The sequence below is a fragment of the Geomonas limicola genome (assembly GCF_014193675.1).
Classification (GTDB): domain Bacteria; phylum Desulfobacterota; class Desulfuromonadia; order Geobacterales; family Geobacteraceae; genus Geomonas; species Geomonas limicola.
The window spans coordinates 190,545-211,971 of record NZ_BLXZ01000006.1 but is presented as its reverse complement, the minus strand read 5'-3'; the positions used below and the strand labels follow the sequence as shown (position 1 = coordinate 211,971).

Here is a 21,427-nt window from a genome sequence, read left to right as displayed (position 1 = left end):
AAAGGGGGGACAGGGGGGATTCGCCTTTGCTGTCTCCTGCGCAGAGTTGTTTGACCTTCTTCACTTGCCGAAAGCCGGTCTGAACTCCTTCGAGGTAAGCTGGACGATCTTCCAGTGGCCGTCCTTTTCCTGGGCGAGTTTCACCAAGAAGTCCTTGTCCGACTTCTTGGTCACCAGGGCGATCTTCCCTTGGCGCTCGATGCTGAAGTCGTGCCAGGCACTGGATCCCGCGAAGACCTTGAAGACGCCGCGGTTCCCGGATTTTGTCGGCTCCTGGATGGCGGCGCGGATTTCGCTGCGCGCGGCCTCCTTGAACGTGGGGAGTACCAGGGATATCAAGCCCTTGGCGATGTCGTTCCCGATCTGTTCGGTGAACGATGGAGCCTTCTGTGCCTCCATCTCGTGCACCGTCTTTTGCACCAGGTTGTCGACCACCTGGTCGACATCGAGGTACTGGAACGCGGTATCGGCGTCGTGTTGCTTGAGCGCCTGGCTGAACTTGTAAAGCGAATAGTGGGGAGTATGGCGCACGTAGCTGGCAATTCCCAGCACGGCCAGGGTGGCGATCAGGGCAACGGTGGCGATCCTTTTCATCCGGCACCTCCAGGTGTGGCATGGGAAACCTGGCAAACAGTATACACCGTCCCCGAATTAGTGCCACAACCCACCAAATTAACAGGACCTTTTCGTCGAACCAGAAGCACTTGACCAAGAGCACTCCCCCGTCGCTAAACCTGCCCAGCCTACTTGTCCCCTTGCCTCCATCCTCGCCCGCCCGCTCGCGCCGCCCCAGTCCCCAGTCCCCAGTCCCCAGTCCCCAGTCCCCAGTCCCCAGTCCCCAGTCCCCAGTCCCCAGTCCCCAGTCCCCAGTTTTCCCCTTGACCAACCGCCTCATTTAGTTGTACCGTACAACCAATGAAGACCACCGACACCTACACCTTGAACGTTTCCCTGGGGCACTTGGCCTCGCGGTTCTCGCGGACCGTGCTGCGCCGTTTCAACCTGGTGCTCGTCGAACAGGGCATCCCCATCACGGCAGAGCAGTACTCGCTGTTGGTGCAGCTTTGGGAGTGCAACGGCCTTGCCCAGGGTGCGCTGGCCGAGAAGACGGCCAAGGATAAGACCACGATGGCGCGGCTCGCCGCGGGCCTTGAGTCACGCGACCTGATCGTGCGTCTCCCCAGCCCGGACGACGCCCGGGAGCGTCTACTCTACCTGACCGACAACGGTAAGCAGTTGATGGACCGGGCCACGAAACTCGCCAGGGGGATCCTCGACGAGGCCCAGCAGGGTATTCCGGCTGCCGACCTCGATACCTGCCGCGAAGTGCTCCGACGCGCCTACGCCAACCTGTGCAAGTAAAAGCACCTTTTTTTTGCGACCTGATAGTTGCTACAAGCAACTAGTTGGAGAAGAACCGATGAGAACGGCCACCCCCCTCCACCCGACAGAGATGAACCGCTGGCAGCTTGGCTTTTTCGTACTGATTCTGGGTGCGCTCACCGCCTTCAGCGCCATGTCCATCGACATGTACCTCCCGGCCTTTCCGCAGATGTCGCGTGATCTGCACGTGCCGCTGAGCACCGTGCAGCTCTCGGTGTCCGCCTTTTTATTCGGTTCCGCCCTGGGTCAGCTTTTCTACGGGCCGCTTGCCGATCGTTGGGGGAGGCGCCTGCCGCTGCTTATGGGGCTTTCCCTCTACGTCGCGGCAACCATCGGCTGCGCCCTGGTCAAAAGCGGCGAAGCCCTGCTCTTCTGGCGCATTGCCATGGCCGTTGGAGGCGGCGCGGGGATGGTCATCTCGCGTGCCGTGGTGCGCGACCTCTACGACACCACCGAGGCAGCGCGCATGTTCTCGCTGCTCATGCTGATCATGGGGATCGCACCGATCCTCGCCCCCATCGGCGGCGGGCAGTTGCTGCTGGTTACCGGGTGGCGCGGGATCTTCGGCTTCCTCGCCATCTTCGGGCTCATCTCACTTTTTGCGGCAGCGGTGGGACTTCCCGAGTCGCTCCCCAGCGAGCGCCGCCACCGCCGCAGCATGGTCGAGATGCTCAAGGTGTACGGTCACCTGGTGCAGAACCGTCACTACCTGCGCTACGCCATCGCGCTCGGGTGCGTGGCGGGGGTCAACTTCGCCTACATCTCGGGTGCCCCCTTCGTCTTCATCGAACTGCACGAGGTATCGCCGCAGCAGTTCGGGTACTTTTTTGCGGTCAACGCCTTCGGCCTGATCGGCGCCTCGCAGGTGAACCGTACCCTGTTGCGTCGCTATTCCCCGCAGCAGATCGCCCGCACCTCCTTTCTCGTGAACGCCCTCTCCGGCCTCCTGCTCACCGCGTGCAGCTACACCGGATTTGGGGGATTCCAGCTCCAGGGGATCTTCATCTTCACCTGCCTCTGCATGACCGGACTCCTCTACCCCAACATCACCGCGCTGGCCATGGCCCCGTTCGACAAGGCCGCCGGCAGCGCCTCGGCGCTGTTAGGCACCATCCAGTACACCCTGGGCGCCTCCGGTGGAGCGCTCGTGGGGCTCCTGCATAACGGCACCGCCCTCCCCATGACCGCGACCATGGCCCTTTGCGGCAGCGCCGGCCTCGCCGCGCTGATCGCAGCCGGGCGGGTTTCCTCCCCACACCGCTAAGGCCCCTGCGGCCACTCCGCAAGCCATCGTCCCTCCCCCCCACTGAGCACTTCCCTTGCCCTCGCCTAATTCCTCGCGCAACCTGTCCGGGAAAAATCACGAAGCTACCGCAGGTTACGTCCCTACCGCACCATGAACAACCGGACCTGTCATGTCGCCCGTATATGGTAAACGTGAAGACAGCTGATTTCATTAAAGGATTTCCGACAACTCCCGATGTGGCTGTAAGAATCACTATTGCCGATTGTTATGCCGTTGGAGGAGGTCGTATGTTCAAAAACCTGAAAATCAAGACGAAGCTGCTGCTCATGCTGTTGGTCCCCATCGTAGGGCTTTTTATGCTTTCCATCAGAGAGGTGCGGGAGAGCTACACGGTGCTCGGCAACGTCACCGCGGTAAAAGAGCTGACCGGCCTCGCGGTACGCACCGGGTCGCTGGTACACGAGATCCAGAAGGAACGTGGATTTTCCACCGGGTTCCTCAACGCCAAGGGGGAGAAATTTCGCGACGACCTGCTCCGGCAGCGTGGAGCGGTGGATGCGGAAACGGGCAAGCTGAAGGAGTACCTGGCGGCCCACCACGAGGCGCTCAGTATCGTGCGCAAACCTCTCGAGGACGCCGAGTCGGCGCTGGGGAAACTGGCAGAAACCCGCAACGCCATCGATCAGCAAAAGATCAGCGGCCCCGAAGCCTTCACCTTCTACACGGCGCTGGTGCGCAACCACCTGGACGTCATGGGTGCCGTCGTCACGGCCAGCAACCACCAGAAAATCATGCGTTTGGCCACCGGGTACTACGCCTTCGTGCAGGCCAAGGAGGAAGCGGGAAAGGAACGGGCCACCCTGAACGCCGTCCTGGCCGCCGGAGCCTTCGATGATGAAAAGCTCCAGAGGCTCCTGACGGTGCTGGCCTCCCAGATAAACAACCTCGACCTGTTCCGGAAATTCGCCTCCCCCGACCAGGTGGCAGCCTTCGAGGAACAGGCCAAGACCCCTACGTTCCAGAAGGTCGAGGAGCTCAGAAATGCCATCCTCGCCAAGAGTTCCGCCGGCGGTTTCGACACCACCCCCGAGGTCTGGTTCGGCACCAGCACCGAAAAGATCAACGCCATGAAAGGGATCGAGGACCGGCTCGCCTCCGAGATCGTGAAAACCGCGGACCAGCTGGCCGGCCAGGCCAAGGGTTCCCTCAGTTTCAACCTGTGCTTTAGTGCCGTCGTCATCGCCATAGCCCTTACCGTCGGGTTCCTCGTGTTCATCAACATCACCCGGCCCCTGGCCAGGATGCTTACCATCCTCAAGGACATCGCCGAGGGGGACGGAGACCTCACCCACCGGCTCGAGGTGGACCGCAAGGACGAGATCGGCGAGGTGAGCCTGTGGTTCAACCGGTTCGTGGACAACGTCCACGGCATCGTTGCCCAGGTCGCCGGGAACACCAGCGAGATTACCCAGTCGGCGAGCCTGCTCAGCTCCACCGCCGAGCAGATCGCGACGGCCGCCGAAGAGGTGTCGCACCAGTCCGCAGTGGTGGCTACCGCGAGCGAAGAGATGTCGGCCACCTCACGCGACATCTCCCATAACTGCCTTACCACCGCCGAAGTCTCGGATCGCGCCGGTGCCACGGGCAGAAATGGCGCCCAGGTGGTCCAGGCAGCACTCCAGGGTATGCAGGAAATTGCGGAGTGTGTACAAGAGGTTGCCCGAATGGTGGAGCGCCTTGGTGCGCGATCGGACCAGATCGGTGCCATCGTGGGGACCATCCAGGATATCGCGGATCAGACCAACCTCCTCGCACTCAACGCGGCGATCGAGGCCGCGCGTGCCGGCGAACAGGGGCGCGGCTTTGCGGTGGTGGCCGACGAGGTGCGGGCCCTTGCCGAGCGGACCACCCGGGCGACCCGCGAGATCGGCACCATGATCGTGGCGATCCAGGACGAGACCTCGCAGGCGGTACGCAGCATGGAAGACGGGGTAAAGGAGGTGGAACAGGGGATGGAGAGCTCTCGCCAGTCCGGCGTGGCGCTCAAGGAGATCCTGGGAGCCATCGACGAAGTTGCCAGCCAGGTCCAGCAGATCGCGACCACCGCCGAGGAGCAGACGGCGGTTACCGGAGAGATCACCGGGAACATCCACCAGATAACCGAGGTGATCTCGGAAACCGCCCGTGGCGCACACCAGACGGCAGCGGCAGCCTCCCAGCTCTCGGTACTTGCCCAGAGCCTGCAGCGCATCGTGAACCGCTTCAAACTGGACTCGTCGCGGATCTATTAGCAGGTGCCGAGACATTCGATATTGCTGGGTGTTTTGGATGAACCGTACAACGGGAATAGCGGGACCCGAAAGGGCTCGCACAAGGTAGCGGAGCCTTGCGCCGCACCGCAGTTCCCTGCTACGGGGATTGCTCCACGACGACGCTGCGGCGCAGGTTCGAGATGTCGCGCAGCGGCGGCGCGCCGAACAGGCGGTTGTACTCGCGGCTGAACTGCGACGGGCTCTCGTACCCGACGTTGAAGGCGGCGCTCGCCGCGTCGAGACGCTCGGTCAACATGAGGCGGCGGGCCTCCTGGAGTCTCAGGTTTTTCTGGTACTGCAGCGGGCTCAGGGCAGTCATCGAGCGGAAGTGATGGTGAAAGGTGGAAGTACTCATCCGTGCCTGCGCGGCGAGGTCGTCGATGCGGAACGATTTGGTGAAGTTCCCCTTGAGCCACTCGATGGCCCGGGCGATCTGCTGGCTCTGGCTCCCGGCAACCGCTATCTGGCGCAGTCGCGCTCCCTGCTCCCCGACCAGCAGCCGGTAGATGATCTCCCGCTGGATGATCGGCGCCAGCACCGGGATGTCCTTCTCGTCGTCGAGCAGATCCACCAGGCGCTGTACCGCACTGACCAGGGGGAGCGTGATACGGCTGGTCGCCATACCGCGACTGGAGGACTGGGTGCGTGGCAGCGGCACCTTGCTGTCCGCCAGGAGTTGGGCGATTTCCCGCTGATCGAAGGTAAGCCGCAGCCCCAGGTAGGGCTTCTCCGGACTGGCCTCGTGGATCTGGACCAGGGTGGGGAGGTGCACCGAGGTGATCAGGTAGTTTTGGGGATCGTAGACATAGCAGTCGTCACCGAGAAAGACCCGTTTGGCCCCTTGGGTGACCATGCAGAGGCTTGGTTCGTAGATGCCGCAGACCAGTTCCGTCGGTGCCACGCGTCGGAACAACGACAAACCCGGGACCGCCGTATCGCATCTCTCCCCCGCTTCGGTCCATCGGGCAATGCTTTGGCAGAGTGCAGTCAGGGCTGCAGCGAGTCGTTGTTCCTCGGCAGATACTATCAAGGTTAGATCGTCCACGGGTCACCTCCAGTCCGCATAGTACTGGAAGCCCCTGGGGCGAGACAACAGGAATTGGCTTCATTCGTACGATCAGGCAAAAAAATGCCAGGATCGTTCTATCCCGGCGTCCGTCGGCCGAAGCCTTGAGGAAGTCCGCAGGACGAAAAAGTCACCATAGCGGTCGTCATCGTTTTCCGCCCAAGCCAGCTGTCGTACCCCACTCTCCCCCCGGGGGTGCAGCCCAGGCGCGCTGCCGGGACCTCCGGCGCGGCCAATAGCAGCTGCAGATCCCACCGTAAAGGCGCCCGCAGGTAACTCTCGACCAGTTCCTCAATGCGACGCCTGCCGCTGCCCTCCGGGAGAAAGCTCGCAAAGCTCCCGGCATCCAGCGGTCCGAGCCGAATCGCGAACTTCCCGTTGCGGTCCGGCAAGGAACTCCCCGCAAAGGCGCTCCCCAGCCTCCCGCTCCCCAGCACCGCCCGCCGGTTCTCCGGGATCCCTGTCCGACGTTCCAGGCACTGCAGGATCCGCACGGGTACCCGCAACACCCCCTTTAGCAGCGTGGCCAGTCCCAGCGCTCCGTGACAGCGCATCCCCACGACGCCGGCAAACCTGGGGAGTAGTCCCGGTTCCTCCAGGGGGCGACGCTGGGCCCTGCCGCCCCACCCCATCAGGCAGAACAGCCGTTCCCGGAAGACGTCACGTACCTCGGGCAGGAACAGGCGGTACTTGGCAAGGCACTGGTAACAGAGTTCGCCGATCCGCTGGTTGAAGATGTCGAGAAAATCGCGCCGCACCGAGAGCTCGGAGAGCCGCTCCTCAATGAGCTCTTCGGTGTAGAAGGTGGGGAGTGGCGCACCGGTTCCGTAGAGCCCCAGGAAGCTGATCACGACACGGTAGCCGTCCCGGTCCTGGGCGATCCGGACCACGTCGCTGCCGGCAAAGCCAAGACCCAGCACCGGCCGGATCCGGATCCTGCCCGGCGACCTCCCCTCGAGGAGCCGCATGGCCTGCACAAAGGAGAACTCGTCCCCCTTGCGGACGAGTTCATCTGCTAGAGAAGTGGTTGATCCCCGAGCCGCGGTGTCCATGCCATGACCTCCCCGGTAGACGTATCGTGAACGGTGAGACAGGTGTAGCTGTTCAACGCGGCGATCCCTGCCAGGAACGCGTCGAGAACCGAGCCGAAGACGAAAAGATCTCCCACACCTGCGAAATTGCCGCCGTTCACCCTCAGGCAGATCTCGGTGCCCCGGATCGCTATTCCCCGCACCACCCGGTCGGCGGCGGTTGCCACGACCTGTTCGATACCGGCGATCCGCTTGCGGTGGGCCATTACCGGCAGTCCCCCGCAGGTCTCCTCGAAGAGGTAGACGTTCAGCAGTTCCCGCAGCGCCTCGGCATCGAGCAGCGAACCGAGACTCAGGCTCTGGTGCGCTACCAGGCGCCACAGCAGGTGGTTCCCCAGGCAGGGGAGCACCCCGGGTCGCACCGGCGTGATGTTGCGGAAGCTGGCCCACTCCGGCGAGCTGGAGGTGGCCCGGCAGACGTCCCCCAGGCTTAGGAGCTCGGGGAGCCGTCCGCTCGTGCAGGTGAGCGCCACCGAGATGGTTTCCCCTTCCTGCCAAAGGCCGTCCGGCGCGTGGTTGAAGGTGAGCGATACCTCCAGTTCGCCCCCCAGCGGGGCAAGGGCGGCCGTGGTGCCGAAGCTTGGTTGGGAACCGTCGGCCGATGCAAACGCCTCCACCGGGCGGTACCTTCTCCGGCGGCCCGTCCCGTGACCGAACCCTTGCACCCGGTCCACCGAAAATACCTGGGCATGACCGCGCGGTAATCCGTCCGGATGCACCGCGTAACGATCACTGCGGTGGTCGAGCAGGAAGGGAACCGCATCGCAGGCGAAGAGATTTACCGCCGGAGTTGCGTAGAGGGCGAAACTCTCCGGCCGCACCCGCAGCGAGGCAGGAATCGCCGAGGCAAGTTCGAAGCGGACCGTGAACCGCGTTCCGGAGCCCCGGTTCCGCCACCCCCTCCACCCGGTGAGGTCCAGGAACAGGAAGCGGCTGGGGAGAGCGAAAAACTCCTGCAGCTGCCGGTAACCCGGGAACGCGGTGGCAGGGTACGGCAGCATCGGCTCGGCATCGTTGAACGAGGCAGGGATCAGGCAGTCGGGGTGGAGTTCCAGGGTTTCCCCTCCCCTCTCGGGAGCGATCAGCACCCTGCGAACCTGACGGTTCAGCACGAAGAAGAGCTCCGCAGCAACCGGGTACTCTTCCGCGAGGAACAGGCGTAGCGAATCGGGCTGCCACTGCTCCAGGGAGCAACCGGTCAGCGCAAAGGTAAGGGAAATGGCGGGCGGGGCGCCGGGCGACTGCACGTAAGCCGCGTCCAGCAATTCGAGGGGATGCAGCTCCACGTCGGCACAGCTGCGGAACCGGCACGAGGTCCCCTCCACCGGCACCGAATCGAGCTCCGTCCCCGCTTTCACGGTCCGCGTCCCGCTCAATGAGGCTTTCGGGGCAAATGCGACAATGGTGGTCGCAGGCACCGGTCTCAGGAGTTGGGGGCAAAGTTGGCGCGCCAGGGCATGAGTGAATTCGGGGACATCGTCCTCCAGCTTTTGGCGCAGCTGCGCAAACTGGAGTGCCACCCCCTGGAACAGCCGCTCCACGTCCGGGTCCGCCGCCGTGCCGCCGAGCAGGGGCGCCAGTGCGGGGTGCGCCTCGGCGAACTCCGCAGCCAGGTCCTTGAGGCGGGCCAGCTCCTCCTGGTACAAGATCTCCAGCATGATCCCTCCTTGCCCCGCCACCTCCCGCAGAGGAGCAAACTACAGCTTCACCGAGAACCTCCCCGCCGCCCCGACCACCGTCTCCATGCACACCCGTGTCGAGTCGCGTCCCTCCACTCCCTTAAGTGAAGCGCTGATCTGGAAGTGCAGCTTCAAGGGATCGTCGTTTTGCGGCAGGAACGCCACCTGGACCGACTGCAAACGCGGTTCGTAGCGCTCGATGGTGCGGCGTATCTCCGTCTCGAGCTCCCGCACCGATTGCGGATAGCCTTGCAGGAACTCCTGGAAATCCGGCATCCCAAAGCCGGCTGCTGCGGGGACGCTCCCCTGCCGCGTATTGAGTATCAGGCTCAGGTGGCGGACGACCGAGTCGATGAGGCGAGCCCGGTCGAGCCCTTCCCGGCGCAAGGGTTCCCGCTCCAGCGAACTCAGGCGTTCCAGCAGTCGTTCCTCGCGCATGACAGGCTCCGTGTCTGCGGTTTTACATCCCATTCATCCCATTCATCCCTGTTGGTTTCAGGTCAGTTGATATCGATCTTGAGGCTGGAGAGCTGGAGGTGTTGGGATCCTGCCACGTCTATCGTCGTGCCTTTGAGCGTGATCGTGCCGAGGCTGTCCAGGGTGATCGAGGCGGCCCCGCAGACGATCTCGACGCTCTCCCCCGCCTCGATCCTGAAGTGCCTGCCGGCGCGCGTCGTCTTGTCGGCACCGACTTCCTCCCGGGAGTTGCACTGCACCTCTTCGCACTTGTCGTTTTTCACAACGACATTCCAGTCCCGCTCGCTTTTGAGGAAGATCTCTTCCTGCCCTTTGCGGTCCTCGAAGCGCAGTTCGTGGAAGTTGTCCCGCTCCCCCTTTGGATAGCTGCGGGTGCGCAAGCCGCTGCTGGATCTCTGTTCCGGCAGCGGATAGAGCGCGGGAGAGGCCGCGTTGTTCACGCTGCCGACGATGATCGGCCAGTCCGGGTCGCCGTTTAGGAAATCCACCAGCACCTCGTCGCCCACCCGCGGCAGGGCGGCGAAGCCCCAGCCGGCCCCGCTCCAGGGCTGGCTTACCCTGAGCCAGCAGGAACTGTTCTCGTCCCTTTGTCCCTCGCGGTCCCAGTGAAACTGCACCTTGACCCGCCCGAACTCGTCCGCATAGATCTCCTCCCCCGGAGGGCCGACTACCAGGGCGGTCTGGAGCCCTTTGACCCGCGGTTTATCCAAAGATCTCTCTGGGCGATAGGTAACGGAGGAAGGTATCGCGAGAAATGAGTTGGAGTAGCTGTAATCCCCGCCGATTCCGGAGTATTCGCCGAGGACGTTACCTTGCGAGCCTGAATGCGCCACCGTCACGAGGCAGTATTCCTGGTTAAGTTCCTCAACAGGGTGACAGGCGAGGGAGAACAGCGAGCCAGGCATGAATCTGGCGATATTGCTGGTCCCCTGCGCGCATCCTTCAAACACCCTTTTTCCCTGCAGTCGGAATCTCGCTCTCTTTTGGCCGGCTACTGGCAGAGCATAGTCCCCGGGATACTGATAATCCTCAATTTCCGGCCATGTAGAGCCCTCGTCCATTACCTCCATGTCCAGTGTTGGCCGTTTGAAATTAAAGCTGGAAAGGGCGACTTTCCCTGGACAGACGGAGCGGCTATAGGTGAATCCTTTGAGGACCTCCTGATCCGGAACCATACCGAGAGCGCCATCAAGCGCGACGTCCGCATCACCCGCTAACTGTGGGTACTCAATGTTGCTGTCGGCGAAGATCAGGGTATGGCCATCCTCTCTATGTTCAAAAAAATAGAAGATGCCCTCATCCGCCAGAATTCGGGAGATAAAGCAAAGATCACTTTCTCCGTACTGTACGCAGTAGCGTCTGGCTGGGTATTCTTCCGTGAGTCTGAGTTCGAACCCTATGCAGTAACCGCTATTTTTCAGAACAGCTGTAATTATCTGCGGGACCGATAGCTTGTGAAAGGCACGGTAGTTAGAATTAAGCCCCAACAACCGTACAGTCGGTCCAGCAATCATCTGATACGAAAAGAAACGTCCTGTCTGCCCGGTAGAGGAAAACGAGGAAACAACACCGTTCAGGTATCGATCTACGTCATCGCCACGAATGGTAAGACTGACAGGTTGTCCAGGGATGGTATCTACAGAAATGGCCTCCTCTGCTACCAAGTTGGCGCGTAGAGAGAAAGGCTTGGAGAGCCCCTCCTCGAGGTAGAAATTCTCCACCGCGATTGCCGACTTAATGCCAGCAATCAAAATTGAAAATTTCTCCGTCGAGGATTCAAGGGTCATTGTATGCGGTTAATTTTCCTGCAAAAACGCCGATTGACGTCAACGTGGCACCTGAAATGGCCACGAAATGGGCATTGCCTAGTTGAGGTATGCTCCTGTGAACCTCCATTTGCCGTCCAAAAGTTGGAACTCGAAATCACCGACCCTGATAAAGTCCTTATTCAAATAATCATGAGCGGCCAAGTTTTCTTTTTCCTTTAAAACTTCATACATTGTGAGTTCCACAACCTGGCCCTTCGTTAACACAAGTTCTTTCTGAGCTAGGAGCTCTCCAAATATTTTTCTGAAACCACTTTCATCATAGTGCCTCACATTGTCATCAGTCCCTCTCACCTCGAATGGAAACCGTGCTACAGCTACTACAGTTTTGATCTGTGACTGTAAAACCGCACTACGAAATTTAGAATAGAATATGTCGCCATCCATGACAGCGACAACTGGCACAGCAATAAGGAGCACCACAAAAACCAGGCATACGGTAAACGCTCTCATCACTCCTCCAATGCTTGTCGCAAGACAGACGCACGTCCCCAGCGCCTGCCACCCAAGAAGGCTTACAAAACCATGCGCACGAGATTAACACGAACCAATCTATCTGCAACCAGGAAAGTTGGATAATCGACTTTGCACGAATGAAGCACCCGGTGGGTATTCTGCATAACAGACACAAAAAAAGGCCTGACCGAAGCGGCCAAGCCTTTTGGGAAGAGCTTGATTAGGGGAAGATCGTTACCTGAGTGGGGGGCGAGCACCGGAAGACGGGGCTTCCCGATTCAGCGCTGCAGCGAATGCAGCTCGCTCAATTCGGCGTCGCAGGCACCCACGAGCCCCTTCAACTCACGGACGCGACGGTCGTACCGTTGGTGCAGGCGCTCGTAGAGGTCTATCAGGTTCCTGGCCCGGTCCAGTTCACCCGGGGTTCCCGAGGGATTCACTGCTTCACGCTTGCGATCCAATTCATCGATCCTTCGGTTCAGCCGGCTGATTTCGCCCTGGTAGGTGCGGCTTAGCCGCCTGTAGGCCTGCCCCAACTCCTCCAGGTCGCGCGGCTCGCCATAGGGAACTGACTCGGCCAGAGCCCGCAGCGCCCGATACTCCTCTACCTTCAGTGCAAGCCACTCGCCCTGCCACCTCCCCTGCTCGACCAGCACCGTGTAGTACTGCAGCACTTCCGGATCCACGTTGGGCAGGGTCGCCAGTTCGGACTGCAGGGAGCCGATCTTGCGCTCCAGGCGCGCCTCGTTCCTTCTCTCCTCCCGGGGCCGCCCCGGGTCGTTATCGCGCGATCTTAGCCACCCCAGCCGACTCCTCAGGTCGAAGATCTCCGCCTGCAGCACCCGCTGCCGCTCCACGTTCAGCGCAAGCTGCTTGCGCACCGCCTCGAAGCCGGCAACCCTGTCTCTCAGCTCCTGCGCCATGCTTTCCGTGGTCGCCGCCAGTTCCATGAAGTAGCCGACCTGGAGTTCCTTCTTCGCGCCGCGGGCCGAGACGCGCGCATAGTCCTCCTGAATCAGCGCCTCCTCGCCGGTGATGAAGTCGAGATAGCGGGTGGTCCAGTCGAGAAGATCCCTGAGCGCCTCGCCACGATCCGGCTCCAAGATGTTGATGGCGTCCTTTTGTCGGACCAGGTCCCCGAGATCCTCTTCCGCGAGCTTTCGGGAAGTAGCCAGATCGTCGATAGTCTGCAGCAGGAAGCGCCGCTCCCGATCTACCACACGCTGGGGACCTCCTCCTACCGCGGCAGCAAAAAGCGGGGCGGCCATGACCAGTACGACAAATAGACACAGAGTGAAAATGCGCGGCATCGTGACCTCGGGACAAGGGAAGGACAGAAAACGGTGAAAACTCTTCTCCGATATAGCATGAAAGTGCCGATAATGAGAAGAGCCCGCTGGGGGCAGGATCGACTGTCTACGATGCAGCCTCCCTGCCCGCGGAATAAGACGGTCTGTCATAACGCTGGCCCCCAGGCAATCGCAGGCGAGGAGCGAACCTGGCGACTGGTTCGCTCGGAGGTGACAAGGTTCGGGGCCGTACCGGTTTCCAAAGGTGCGGTGCTCTGCCTCGTGGAACCGTGGGTCGCTCCAGATCTGCAGGTTTTCTCCGTGCCCTTGGTGGCTCCGTGGCAGACATCAGGTCTTTTGCCTTCCCGGGTATTCCTCGGCGCTCCCCTTAGCGCCCCTGTGGTTAAACGCCGTGCCCCTTTAACCGCTCTTTTTTGACTTTCGTCAAAGTTTTCTTGAAGCAAGTAGCGGATTGTGTCAGTCGGTGGTCTCTGCGTGCCGCCTTACACTGCTAACCCCTCAGGATGTCAGAAGTATCTGTCACAGTTTCAGAGTTCGCAGCATTGTCAGACACAGTATCTGCAGTATCCTTCAAAAGGATGAACCTAAAACAGTAGCAAGAACAGGAGCAGCTATGCCAATTTCGGGTGTCGTCGTTACGTGTGCACCGGGGCACAGTGATTCAGTCGTCGGTGAACTTGCCTCGTTTGACGGGGTAGAGGTGCACGGTGTGCTCCCCGACGGCCAGATCGTTGCCGTACTCGAAGCGGAGAGCGTCGATGCGGAGGTGAGCCTGGTGACCCGCATGCACGAGATCTCAGGCGTTGCCACGGTACGCCTGGCCTACCACAATTTCGAAGACCTGGAGCAGTAATCCCCGTGATATCAGGACCGGCCTTACGGGCCCGGCCTTTTTTAGCGTCGCCACTTTCGAGGAGGGTGCGAAATGGATGTAAGCAGACGAAATTTTATCAAGGCGAGTGCCGCAGCAGCCGCGTTTGCCGCGGTGGGCGGCAAAGGTCTTAACCCGCTGAAACCGGGAGCGGCCGAGGCGGCCGAAGGTGGCCTTACCTGGGGCAAGGCACCCTGCCGCTTCTGCGGCACCGGCTGCGGCGTACTCGTGGGGGTGCGCGACGGCAAGGTGGTCGCCATCAAGGGTGACCCGCAGGCTCCGGTCAACAAGGGGCTCAACTGCGTCAAGGGGTACTTCCTCTCCAAGGTCCTCAACGGACAGGACCGCCTCACTACGCCGCTCATCCGCAAGGACGGCAAACTCACCCCGGCCACCTGGGACGAGGCCATGACCCTCATCGCCTCCAAGTTCAAGGAGTCCATCGAGAAGTACGGCCCGGATTCCGTCGCCATCTACGGCTCGGGGCAGTGGACCATCTTCGAGGGGTACGCCGCCAGCAAACTCTTCAAGGGGGGGATCGGCACCAACAACATCGAGGTGAACGCGCGCCTGTGCATGGCATCCGCGGTGACCGGCTTCATGACCACGTTTGCGAGCGACGAGCCGATGGGGTGCTACGACGACCTTGACCTGGGCGACACCTACTTCCTGTGGGGCGCCAACATGGCCGAGTGCCACCCCATCCTCTTCTCGCGCCTGCTCACCAACCGGCTCAGCAACCCGGACGTGAAGATCATCGATTTCGCCACCCGCCGCACCCGCACCTCGCTCATGGCGGACCGCTACGTCAAGTTCAAGCCGCAGACCGACCTGGCGCTTTTGAACGCCATCGCCTACGTCATCATCCGCGACGGGCTGCACGACGAGGCCTTCATCAAGGAGCACGTGGTCTTCAAGAAGGGGAAGGAGAACATCGGCTACGGCCTCGAGGACAAGTTCAAATTCGCCGACGAGCCCAAGGGGATCAGCTTCGAGGAGTACCGCGAATCGCTCAAGGCCTACACCCCCGAGAAGGTCGCCGCGCTCTCCGGCGTACCTGCCGAGACCATCGTCGAGATGGCGCATCTCTACGCCGACAAGAACCGCAAGGTGACCACCCTTTGGACCATGGGCTTCAACCAGCACACCCGCGGCACCTGGGTTAACAACCTGGCCTACAACGTCCACCTGCTGACCGGGAAGATCTGCCGCCCCGGCGAGAACCCCATGTCGCTCACCGGCCAGCCCTCGGCCTGCGGCACCACCCGCGAGGTGGGGACCTTCACGCACCGGCTCCCCGCCGACATGGTGGTCATGAACCCCGAGCACCGCGAAAAGACCGCCAAGATCTGGGGGATCGATCCCAAGAAGATCCCGGCCAAGCCGACCTACAACGCCACGGAGATGTTCCGTGCCCTGGACCGCGGCGACATCAAGGTGATCTGGAGCCAGGTGACGAACCCCTTCCAGTCGCTTCCCAACCTGAACCGCTACCGGAAAGGGGCGCGCAAGGGGGAAGGTCGCTTCGTCATTGTCTCGGACATGTACCCGACCCGCTCCACCGAGCAGGCCGACGTGGTGCTCCCCTCGGCGAGTTGGGTCGAGAAGGAGGGGATGTTCGGCAACGCCGAGCGCCGCACCCACCAGTGGTTCAAGATGGTGGACGCCCCCGGCGAGGCGAAGGACGACCTGTGGCAGACCATGGAGCTCGCCCGGCGCCTGGGTTACGGCTCGCTCTTCCCCTACCAGCACCCGCAGCGGGAGATCTGGGAGGAGTACCGCAAGTTCGGCGATGGTCAGGGAAAGGATCTCGCCCCGTACGACGCCTACGTCGAGTCGCGCGGCCTGCGCTGGCCGGTCGTGAACGGCCAGGAGACCCGCTACCGCTACGTCGAGGGGTACGACCCCTACGTGAAGGCCGGTGAAGGGGTCAAGTTCTACAAGAACAAGCCGGACCACTATCGCGCGGTGATCTGGGCACGCCCCTACGAGCCGGCCCCCGAGCAGCCCGACCAGCACTATCCGTTCTGGCTCTGTACCGGACGAGTCCTGGAGCACTGGCACACCGGCACCATGACCGGCCGGGTCCCGGAATTGAAGCGCGCCTATCCCGAGGCGGTCTGCGAGATCAACCCGGACGACGCGAAGAAGCTGGGAATCAAGCAGGGGGACCTGGTACGGGTCAGCTCGCGCCGCGGCAGCGTGGTACTGGCAGCGGACCTGAACGGCCGCGGCAAGGCCGAGCACGGCAACGTCTTCGTCGCCTTCTTCGACGAAAACAAGCTCATCAACGAGCTCTGCCTGGACGCCTACTGCCCCATCTCCGGCGAGCCGGACTACAAGAAGTGCGCGGTGAAGGTCGAAAAGGCACGCTAGCGTACGTCGCGCAACCTTAAGGAGGTAACAGATGAAGAACGTGCTCGTCGCCCTGGCGGCGCTCGCCCTTATCGCCCCGGGTGCCTCGGCCGCGCTTGCCGCTCAACCGGCCGATTTCGACGCCCAGGCCCAGTTCGCGGAAGGCAACCCGCCGGTGATTCCGCATAAGATCGTGGACAACGCAAAAGGAGAGAGCTGCCTTACCTGCCACCTCGACCTCTCCGGCGCGTCCAAGGCCCCGCTCTGCCCGCACCCGGTGCGCGTCTACTGCACCTCGTGCCACGTGCGCAGCGACCTGGGCACTCCGGCCACCCTCAAAGGCAAAGTAAAGAAGTGACGAACCACCATGACTCTTACCCGTAAAGAGTTCCTGCGTCAGGGGGCGGCCTCGCTCGGTCGGGCCGCCCTCGACCTGGCCGGTGCGCTTCAGGCAAGCACCGGAGAGCTTCCCAAGCGGGAGCCCGAGGAGCCGGCGCTGGAGCGCGGGGCGCACCTGGTGGCCGCGCCGCAGGGCAGCGAGTGCTTCGCGGCGAGCTGCGGGTGCCTGAGCTGCCTCGAGCGTTGCGAGCGGCAGGCGATCTCGCTGGTGATCGGCCAGGGGCTCCGGATCGATGCCGAACTCTGCAACGGCTGCGCAGTCTGCGTCGAAATCTGCCCCACCACCCCCCGCTCCCTCGTCATGGTCCCCCGCCCGTCCGAGCAGGACGAGGACGCCGCCGTCCTGGCCTCAAGGTAAGGAAAGTTCGGCCCCGAACCTCCCGCCCCTCTCCCGCAGGGGGAGAGGGGACCCAGTTGGACAGCTTCCCGAAAATCCCGGAAGAACCTTCATAAACGAGTCGACCTTGGTTCGCATCACTGGCAATAGAAGGTGACGGCCGTAAGGTGACGGAACTCGGCCACCACCACGGTCGCGTCTCCGGGGATTCCCCCTTGCCAAGGCCCGTCCCCGGGAGTATCTTTTCTTGCCCGATTCGCTCAAAGGAGAGCCCTACATGGTCAGCATCGAAGAGGCGCAGCGCGCCATACTGCAAGAGATAACCCCGCTGCAGACCGAGAAGGTCTCGGTTTTCCAGGGGCTCAACCGGGTAACCCCCGAGGACCACATCGCCCCGTGGGACATCCCCCCCGCCGACAACTCGGCGATGGATGGTTTCACCTTCGACTACGCCGGGCTCACCGACAACCGCCTCGACGTGGTCGGCTTCCTGGCAGCCGGCGAGGTGCGCACCGCACCGCTTCTGCCGGGCGAGGCGGTGAAGATCATGACCGGGGCGCCGCTTCCGCCGGGTTGCGACACCGTGGTCCCCATCGAGGACGTCGAGGATCACCAGGACTGGATCCGCCTCAAGGCGGTGAAGGCGGGAAACCACGTAAGGCTGCGCGGCGAGGACATCCGCGAGGGTGAGGTGGTCATTCCGGCCGGGTCGCTCCTGCGTCCCCAGGAGATCGGGATGCTCTCCGCCATGGGGTGCACCTCGCTTGCCGTGTACCGCCGGGCCCGGGTCGCCATCCTCTCCACCGGCGACGAACTCTTGGAACCCGGCTCCACCCCCGCTCCCGGCAAGCTCATCAACTCCAACAGCTACAGCCTGGCGGCCCAGGTGATCGACGCAGGTGGCGAACCGCTCCTCTTGGGGATCGCGGCAGACACCCTGGAGTCGACCAAGGAGAAGATCCTCGCGGGACTCAACGCCGACTTCGTCGTGATTACGGGCGGGGTATCGGTAGGAGACCGGGACTTCGTGAAAGCGGCCATCGAGAGCCTGGGAGGAGAGATCACCTTCTGGAAGGTGAACATGAAACCGGGCAAGCCGCTTGCCTTCGCCACGCTCGAGGGGAAACCGGTCTTCGCCCTCCCCGGGAACCCGGTGGCGGCCATGGTCTCTTTCGAACTCTTCGTGCGCCCCTCGCTTTTGAAGGCGATGGGACACCGGAACATCCTGAGGCCCGTGGTTAAGGCCGAGCTGTGCGAGCCGGTGGCCAACAAGGGGGGGCGCCCGCACCTGGTGCGCGGCCTGGTTTCCCGGGCCGGGGAAGGCTACCGGGTCTCGAGCACCGGCGACCAGAGTTCCGGACGACTCTCCTCCCTCATCCTGGGTAACGGTCTCATCAAGCTGCCGCCAGAGTCGCGCTACGCTGCTGGCGAGAGCGTCGAGGTGCTCCTTTTGGACCGCGGCTTCGAGATGGGACAGCTGACCTGAGCAACTAACCACCGCAAGGACGCGCTGGACCCTACGGCGTGCAGCGCGTCTCCCGAAGGAACCTCCCCCACCTGGCAGGGGCGTCCCGCAGGGCCTGCGGGGCGTACCTCGCCCTCCCCTTTCCCTCCGAGCCCTCTCGCCAAGAAGTTGAGCCGGCTCAGCAGCACCGTCGTCCCCCGTCCCCTCCCTTTAATTCTCATGAAATCCTCCACGGTGTCGATACGTATACTGGGCACCCTCGCCTTTGTCATCGGGGCGGCGCGCACGACGGCGCCGATCTCTATCATTTTGTGGTGAAATGCCTCACCGACCGGAGAGAGCATGTCCTGGATCATCATAGCAGGCGCCGCGACGGCCAGTTCCGTGTTCGTCCTGGCAGTCGTCAACCTGTATCTCTACCTCACCTACCGGGAACGGTTCATGAAGTTCTGGGCCTATGCCTGGGGGGTACACACCTGCAGGTACCTCTTTCTCATTGCGTCGGTGATCTGGCCCGAACACCTTTTCCTCAGGGACATCAACTACCTCTGCATCATCGTAAGCGCCGTTTTGCTGCTGACAGGCACCCGCATCTTCATTGGCAAGCCGGTCGGCAGGCTGGAGACCCTCATCGGCCTGGTCATCGGGAGCTGGACGGTGCTCGCCCCCACGCTGCGCCTGCCGGCACCCTACGTGGTCGTCCCCATCTTCGCCTTTCTCTCCTACACCTACATCCACACCGGGATGCAGTTCCTGAAGAGTCTGCCCAGGCGGCCGACCAGCCGGATAACCGGGTGGCTGTTCGTCCTCTGGGGAATCCATCAGGCCGATTACCCTATCCTGCGCCCCATCGAGTGGTTTGCCCCTTGGGGATTCATCATCGGCAGCATCCTGGCCACCAGCATCGCCATGGGATTGGTGCTCATCTACTTCGAGCGTACCTACCAGACCCTCCGGGAAAAAGAGGAGCGCCACGAGCAGCTGATCGCCTCCTCCCATAACTGGATCTGGGAGGTGAATGCCAACGCCGTCTACACCTACGCGAGTCCCCAGGTCCTCGATCTTTTGGGCTACGGTCCCGAGGAGGTCGTGGGGAAGACCCCGTTCGACCTGATGCCCGACGCCGAAGCGAAGCGCATCGGGGCGATTTTCGCCGCTATCGCCGCCCGGCAGGAACCGTTTTTCCGCCTGGAAAACACCAACCGGCGCAAGGATGGCCGGCTGGTGGTGCTGGAGACCAGCGGGGTCCCCTTCTTTGACAGCCAGGGGCGCTTCTGCGGCTACCGGGGCATGGACCACAACATAACCGAGCGCAAGCAGACCGAGGTCCAGCGCGAACTCGTCAAGCAGGTCCTGCTGGTGCTCAACGAGCCCCAGGACCTCAAGGGTTCCCTGGCAGAGGTTGCCCACCTGATTCAGGGGCACATGGATCTCGACGCCGTGGGGGTCAGGCTTCAGGAGGGAGATGACTTTCCCTACCACGTACAACTTGGGTTCCCCCGGGATTTCCTGATCAAGGAAAACACCCTCATCGAGCGCAATCCCAACGGTGAGAGCTGCCGCGACGAACATGGCAGGGTCCGTCTCGAGTGTGCCTGCGGGCTGGTGCTTTCCGGGCACGTCCCGAAGGGACACCCGCTCTCCACCCCCGCCGGCAGCTTCTGGACCAACGATTCCTCGCTTTTGCTGCGCCTGTCCCCCGACCAGGATCCCCGCCACCGTCCGCGTACCGAGTGCATCCGCCAAGGTTACGCGTCGACCGCGCTGATTCCCATCCGCTACAAGGACCGGATCGTCGGCTTGATCCAGTGCAACGATCGCCGCAGCGATCGCTTCAGCGTCGAGGTGATCCAGCACCTGGAGGGGATAGCCGCCTATATCGGCGCGGCCCTGATCCGCAGGTGGTCGGAGGATGAGCGCATCAACCTCGAGAAGCAGCTGCAGCAGGCCCAGAAGATGGAATCCGTGGGGCGGCTGGCAGGGGGCGTTGCCCATGACTTCAACAACATGCTCGGCGTCATCATCGGGCACGCCGCACTCGGGCTCATGGAGACGGCTCCCGGTCACCCCTGCCACGACCACCTGGAGGCGATCAATGCCGCGGCCGAGCGCTCCGCCGAGCTTACCCGGCAGCTCTTGGCCTTCGCCCGCAGGCAGGCCATCGAGCCCAGGATCATCGACATCGACGACGCCATCGCCAACATGCTCAAGATGTTGCAGCGGCTCATCGGGGAGGACATCCAGCTTATCTTCGAGCCGGCGACCAGGATGTGGCCGGTCCTCATGGACCCCTCGCAGGTGGACCAGATCATGGCGAACCTCTGCGTCAACGCCCGGGACGCCATCACGGGGACCGGCCGGATCGTCATCCAGACCGGTACCGTCGTGGCGGATGCCGACTACCTGGTGAACCATCCCGAAGCGGAACTGGGAGAATACGTCTGGGTTTCGGTGAGCGACAACGGATGCGGAATGGGCCAGGAGACCCTCCCCCACATCTTCGAGCCCTTCTACACCACGAAGGGTATCGGAGAGGGGACCGGCCTGGGGCTCGCGACCATCTACGGGATCGTCAAGCAGAACCGCGGTTTCATCACGGTCCGCAGCGAGGCCGGCCAGGGAGCCATCTTCACCATCGGCATCCCCCGGCACCGCGGGGCTGGCGCAGGGCCGCCACGACAGGAGGGGAATCATGCGTTACCCACGGGGAGCGAGACCATCCTGCTCGTCGAGGATGAACGCGGCATGTTGGGGATAACCTGTGCGCTGTTGAAGAACCAGGGGTACCAGGTCCTGGCCTCCGGGGCACCCGACGAGGCGATCCAGATGGCAGGCGCCTACGGCAAACCGATCGACCTGTTGCTGACCGACGTCATCATGCCGGGGATGAATGGCAAGGAGCTGGCCGAGCAGCTCAAGGCGAAGCACCCGGGGCTTAGGTGCCTGTTCATGTCCGGCTACACCGCCGACGTCATCGCCAACCACGGAGTCCTCCAGGAGCGGATCCATTTCCTGCAGAAACCCTTTCTCCTGCCGACCCTGGCGAGCAAGGTGCGCGAGGTGCTGGACCTCCCCTGCTAGGGGACCGTTCTGGCGGAGGGGACGCCGAACTGGCGGGGGACGCGACACCGGCGAGGCGGGCTCCCCACCGCTG

At 62.5% G+C, this 21,427-nt stretch carries 17 protein-coding genes; 9 read left to right on the top strand and 8 right to left on the bottom strand.

Annotation, left to right across the window (positions count from 1 at the left end; all coding sequences use genetic code 11):
* Positions 1–60: 60 nt before the first annotated feature.
* On the bottom strand, positions 61–594 hold the full coding sequence (locus H7688_RS15625; protein WP_183362106.1) for a DUF2939 domain-containing protein: 534 nt from the start codon (positions 592–594) through the stop codon (positions 61–63).
* 321 nt (positions 595–915) lie between these two features.
* On the opposite strand from H7688_RS15625, the gene H7688_RS15620 reads away from it, so the two are divergent.
* From H7688_RS15620 to H7688_RS15610, 3 genes are all read left to right on the top strand, one after another.
* A complete protein-coding gene (locus H7688_RS15620; RefSeq protein WP_183362105.1) occupies positions 916–1,362 on the top strand; it encodes a MarR family winged helix-turn-helix transcriptional regulator in 447 nt (148 codons plus the stop codon).
* A 58-nt stretch (positions 1,363–1,420) separates the two neighbouring features.
* Complete coding sequence (locus H7688_RS15615) at positions 1,421–2,647, top strand: multidrug effflux MFS transporter (protein WP_183362104.1); 1,227 nt, start codon at positions 1,421–1,423, stop codon at positions 2,645–2,647.
* Positions 2,648–2,916: 269 nt separating this feature from the next.
* Positions 2,917–4,920: a methyl-accepting chemotaxis protein gene (locus H7688_RS15610; RefSeq protein WP_183362103.1), complete on the top strand. Its 2,004-nt coding sequence runs from the start codon at positions 2,917–2,919 to the stop codon at positions 4,918–4,920.
* 118 nt (positions 4,921–5,038) lie between these two features.
* Here H7688_RS15610 and H7688_RS15605 read toward each other — a convergent pair whose 3' ends face one another.
* The 7 genes from H7688_RS15605 to H7688_RS15575 form a co-directional block, all read right to left on the bottom strand.
* Complete coding sequence (locus H7688_RS15605; RefSeq protein WP_183362283.1) at positions 5,039–5,968, bottom strand: AraC family transcriptional regulator; 930 nt, start codon at positions 5,966–5,968, stop codon at positions 5,039–5,041.
* A gap of 116 nt (positions 5,969–6,084) precedes the next feature.
* A complete protein-coding gene (gene tssG / locus H7688_RS15600) occupies positions 6,085–7,059 on the bottom strand; it encodes a type VI secretion system baseplate subunit TssG (RefSeq protein ID WP_183362102.1) in 975 nt (324 codons plus the stop codon).
* On the bottom strand, positions 7,023–8,756 hold the full coding sequence (gene tssF / locus H7688_RS15595; protein ID WP_183362101.1) for a type VI secretion system baseplate subunit TssF: 1,734 nt from the start codon (positions 8,754–8,756) through the stop codon (positions 7,023–7,025). The genes tssG and tssF overlap by 37 nt, the downstream gene beginning before the upstream one ends.
* Positions 8,757–8,795: 39 nt before the next feature.
* On the bottom strand, positions 8,796–9,215 hold the full coding sequence (tssE, locus tag H7688_RS15590; protein WP_183362100.1) for a type VI secretion system baseplate subunit TssE: 420 nt from the start codon (positions 9,213–9,215) through the stop codon (positions 8,796–8,798).
* 62 nt (positions 9,216–9,277) lie between these two features.
* Complete coding sequence (gene tssI, locus H7688_RS15585; RefSeq protein ID WP_183362099.1) at positions 9,278–11,041, bottom strand: type VI secretion system tip protein TssI/VgrG; 1,764 nt, start codon at positions 11,039–11,041, stop codon at positions 9,278–9,280.
* A gap of 78 nt (positions 11,042–11,119) precedes the next feature.
* On the bottom strand, positions 11,120–11,533 hold the full coding sequence (locus tag H7688_RS15580) for a hypothetical protein (RefSeq protein WP_183362098.1): 414 nt from the start codon (positions 11,531–11,533) through the stop codon (positions 11,120–11,122).
* 281 nt (positions 11,534–11,814) lie between these two features.
* Positions 11,815–12,846 carry a hypothetical protein gene (locus H7688_RS15575; protein WP_183362097.1) on the bottom strand — a complete coding sequence of 344 codons (1,032 nt, stop codon included), beginning with the start codon at positions 12,844–12,846 and terminating at the stop codon, positions 11,815–11,817.
* 613 nt (positions 12,847–13,459) lie between these two features.
* On the opposite strand from H7688_RS15575, the gene H7688_RS15570 reads away from it, so the two are divergent.
* From H7688_RS15570 to H7688_RS15545, 6 genes are all read left to right on the top strand, one after another.
* Positions 13,460–13,699 carry a chaperone NapD gene (locus H7688_RS15570; protein ID WP_183362096.1) on the top strand — a complete coding sequence of 80 codons (240 nt, stop codon included), beginning with the start codon at positions 13,460–13,462 and terminating at the stop codon, positions 13,697–13,699.
* A gap of 72 nt (positions 13,700–13,771) precedes the next feature.
* Complete coding sequence (locus H7688_RS15565; RefSeq protein WP_183362095.1) at positions 13,772–16,093, top strand: molybdopterin-dependent oxidoreductase; 2,322 nt, start codon at positions 13,772–13,774, stop codon at positions 16,091–16,093.
* A gap of 31 nt (positions 16,094–16,124) precedes the next feature.
* Positions 16,125–16,430: a hypothetical protein gene (locus H7688_RS15560; RefSeq protein WP_183362094.1), complete on the top strand. Its 306-nt coding sequence runs from the start codon at positions 16,125–16,127 to the stop codon at positions 16,428–16,430.
* A 9-nt stretch (positions 16,431–16,439) separates the two neighbouring features.
* The gene (locus H7688_RS15555; RefSeq protein ID WP_183362093.1) at positions 16,440–16,829 is read left to right on the top strand and encodes a 4Fe-4S binding protein; all 390 of its coding nucleotides are present in this window, start codon (positions 16,440–16,442) and stop codon (positions 16,827–16,829) included.
* A gap of 256 nt (positions 16,830–17,085) precedes the next feature.
* A complete protein-coding gene (locus H7688_RS15550) occupies positions 17,086–18,294 on the top strand; it encodes a molybdopterin molybdotransferase MoeA (RefSeq protein WP_183362092.1) in 1,209 nt (402 codons plus the stop codon).
* A 321-nt stretch (positions 18,295–18,615) separates the two neighbouring features.
* Positions 18,616–21,354: a PAS domain S-box protein gene (locus tag H7688_RS15545; RefSeq protein WP_183362091.1), complete on the top strand. Its 2,739-nt coding sequence runs from the start codon at positions 18,616–18,618 to the stop codon at positions 21,352–21,354.
* Positions 21,355–21,427 lie beyond the last annotated feature (73 nt).

What these genes read in the sequence shown, in the direction of transcription:
- H7688_RS15610 (WP_183362103.1), top strand. Translation starts at nt 2,917, where the DNA reads ATGTTCAAAAACCTGAAAATCAAGACGAAGCTGCTGCTCATGCTGTTG.
- tssF (WP_183362101.1), bottom strand. Translation starts at nt 8,756, where the DNA reads ATGCTGGAGATCTTGTACCAGGAGGAGCTGGCCCGCCTCAAGGACCTG.
- tssE (WP_183362100.1), bottom strand. Translation starts at nt 9,215, where the DNA reads ATGCGCGAGGAACGACTGCTGGAACGCCTGAGTTCGCTGGAGCGGGAA.
- H7688_RS15550 (WP_183362092.1), top strand. Translation starts at nt 17,086, where the DNA reads ATGGTCAGCATCGAAGAGGCGCAGCGCGCCATACTGCAAGAGATAACC.
- tssG (WP_183362102.1), bottom strand. Translation starts at nt 7,059, where the DNA reads ATGGACACCGCGGCTCGGGGATCAACCACTTCTCTAGCAGATGAACTC.
- H7688_RS15580 (WP_183362098.1), bottom strand. Translation starts at nt 11,533, where the DNA reads ATGAGAGCGTTTACCGTATGCCTGGTTTTTGTGGTGCTCCTTATTGCT.
- H7688_RS15545 (WP_183362091.1), top strand. Translation starts at nt 18,616, where the DNA reads ATGTCCTGGATCATCATAGCAGGCGCCGCGACGGCCAGTTCCGTGTTC.
- H7688_RS15615 (WP_183362104.1), top strand. Translation starts at nt 1,421, where the DNA reads ATGAGAACGGCCACCCCCCTCCACCCGACAGAGATGAACCGCTGGCAG.
- tssI (WP_183362099.1), bottom strand. Translation starts at nt 11,041, where the DNA reads ATGACCCTTGAATCCTCGACGGAGAAATTTTCAATTTTGATTGCTGGC.
- H7688_RS15565 (WP_183362095.1), top strand. Translation starts at nt 13,772, where the DNA reads ATGGATGTAAGCAGACGAAATTTTATCAAGGCGAGTGCCGCAGCAGCC.
- H7688_RS15625 (WP_183362106.1), bottom strand. Translation starts at nt 594, where the DNA reads ATGAAAAGGATCGCCACCGTTGCCCTGATCGCCACCCTGGCCGTGCTG.
- H7688_RS15620 (WP_183362105.1), top strand. Translation starts at nt 916, where the DNA reads ATGAAGACCACCGACACCTACACCTTGAACGTTTCCCTGGGGCACTTG.
- H7688_RS15575 (WP_183362097.1), bottom strand. Translation starts at nt 12,846, where the DNA reads ATGCCGCGCATTTTCACTCTGTGTCTATTTGTCGTACTGGTCATGGCC.
- H7688_RS15555 (WP_183362093.1), top strand. Translation starts at nt 16,440, where the DNA reads ATGACTCTTACCCGTAAAGAGTTCCTGCGTCAGGGGGCGGCCTCGCTC.
- H7688_RS15570 (WP_183362096.1), top strand. Translation starts at nt 13,460, where the DNA reads ATGCCAATTTCGGGTGTCGTCGTTACGTGTGCACCGGGGCACAGTGAT.
- H7688_RS15560 (WP_183362094.1), top strand. Translation starts at nt 16,125, where the DNA reads ATGAAGAACGTGCTCGTCGCCCTGGCGGCGCTCGCCCTTATCGCCCCG.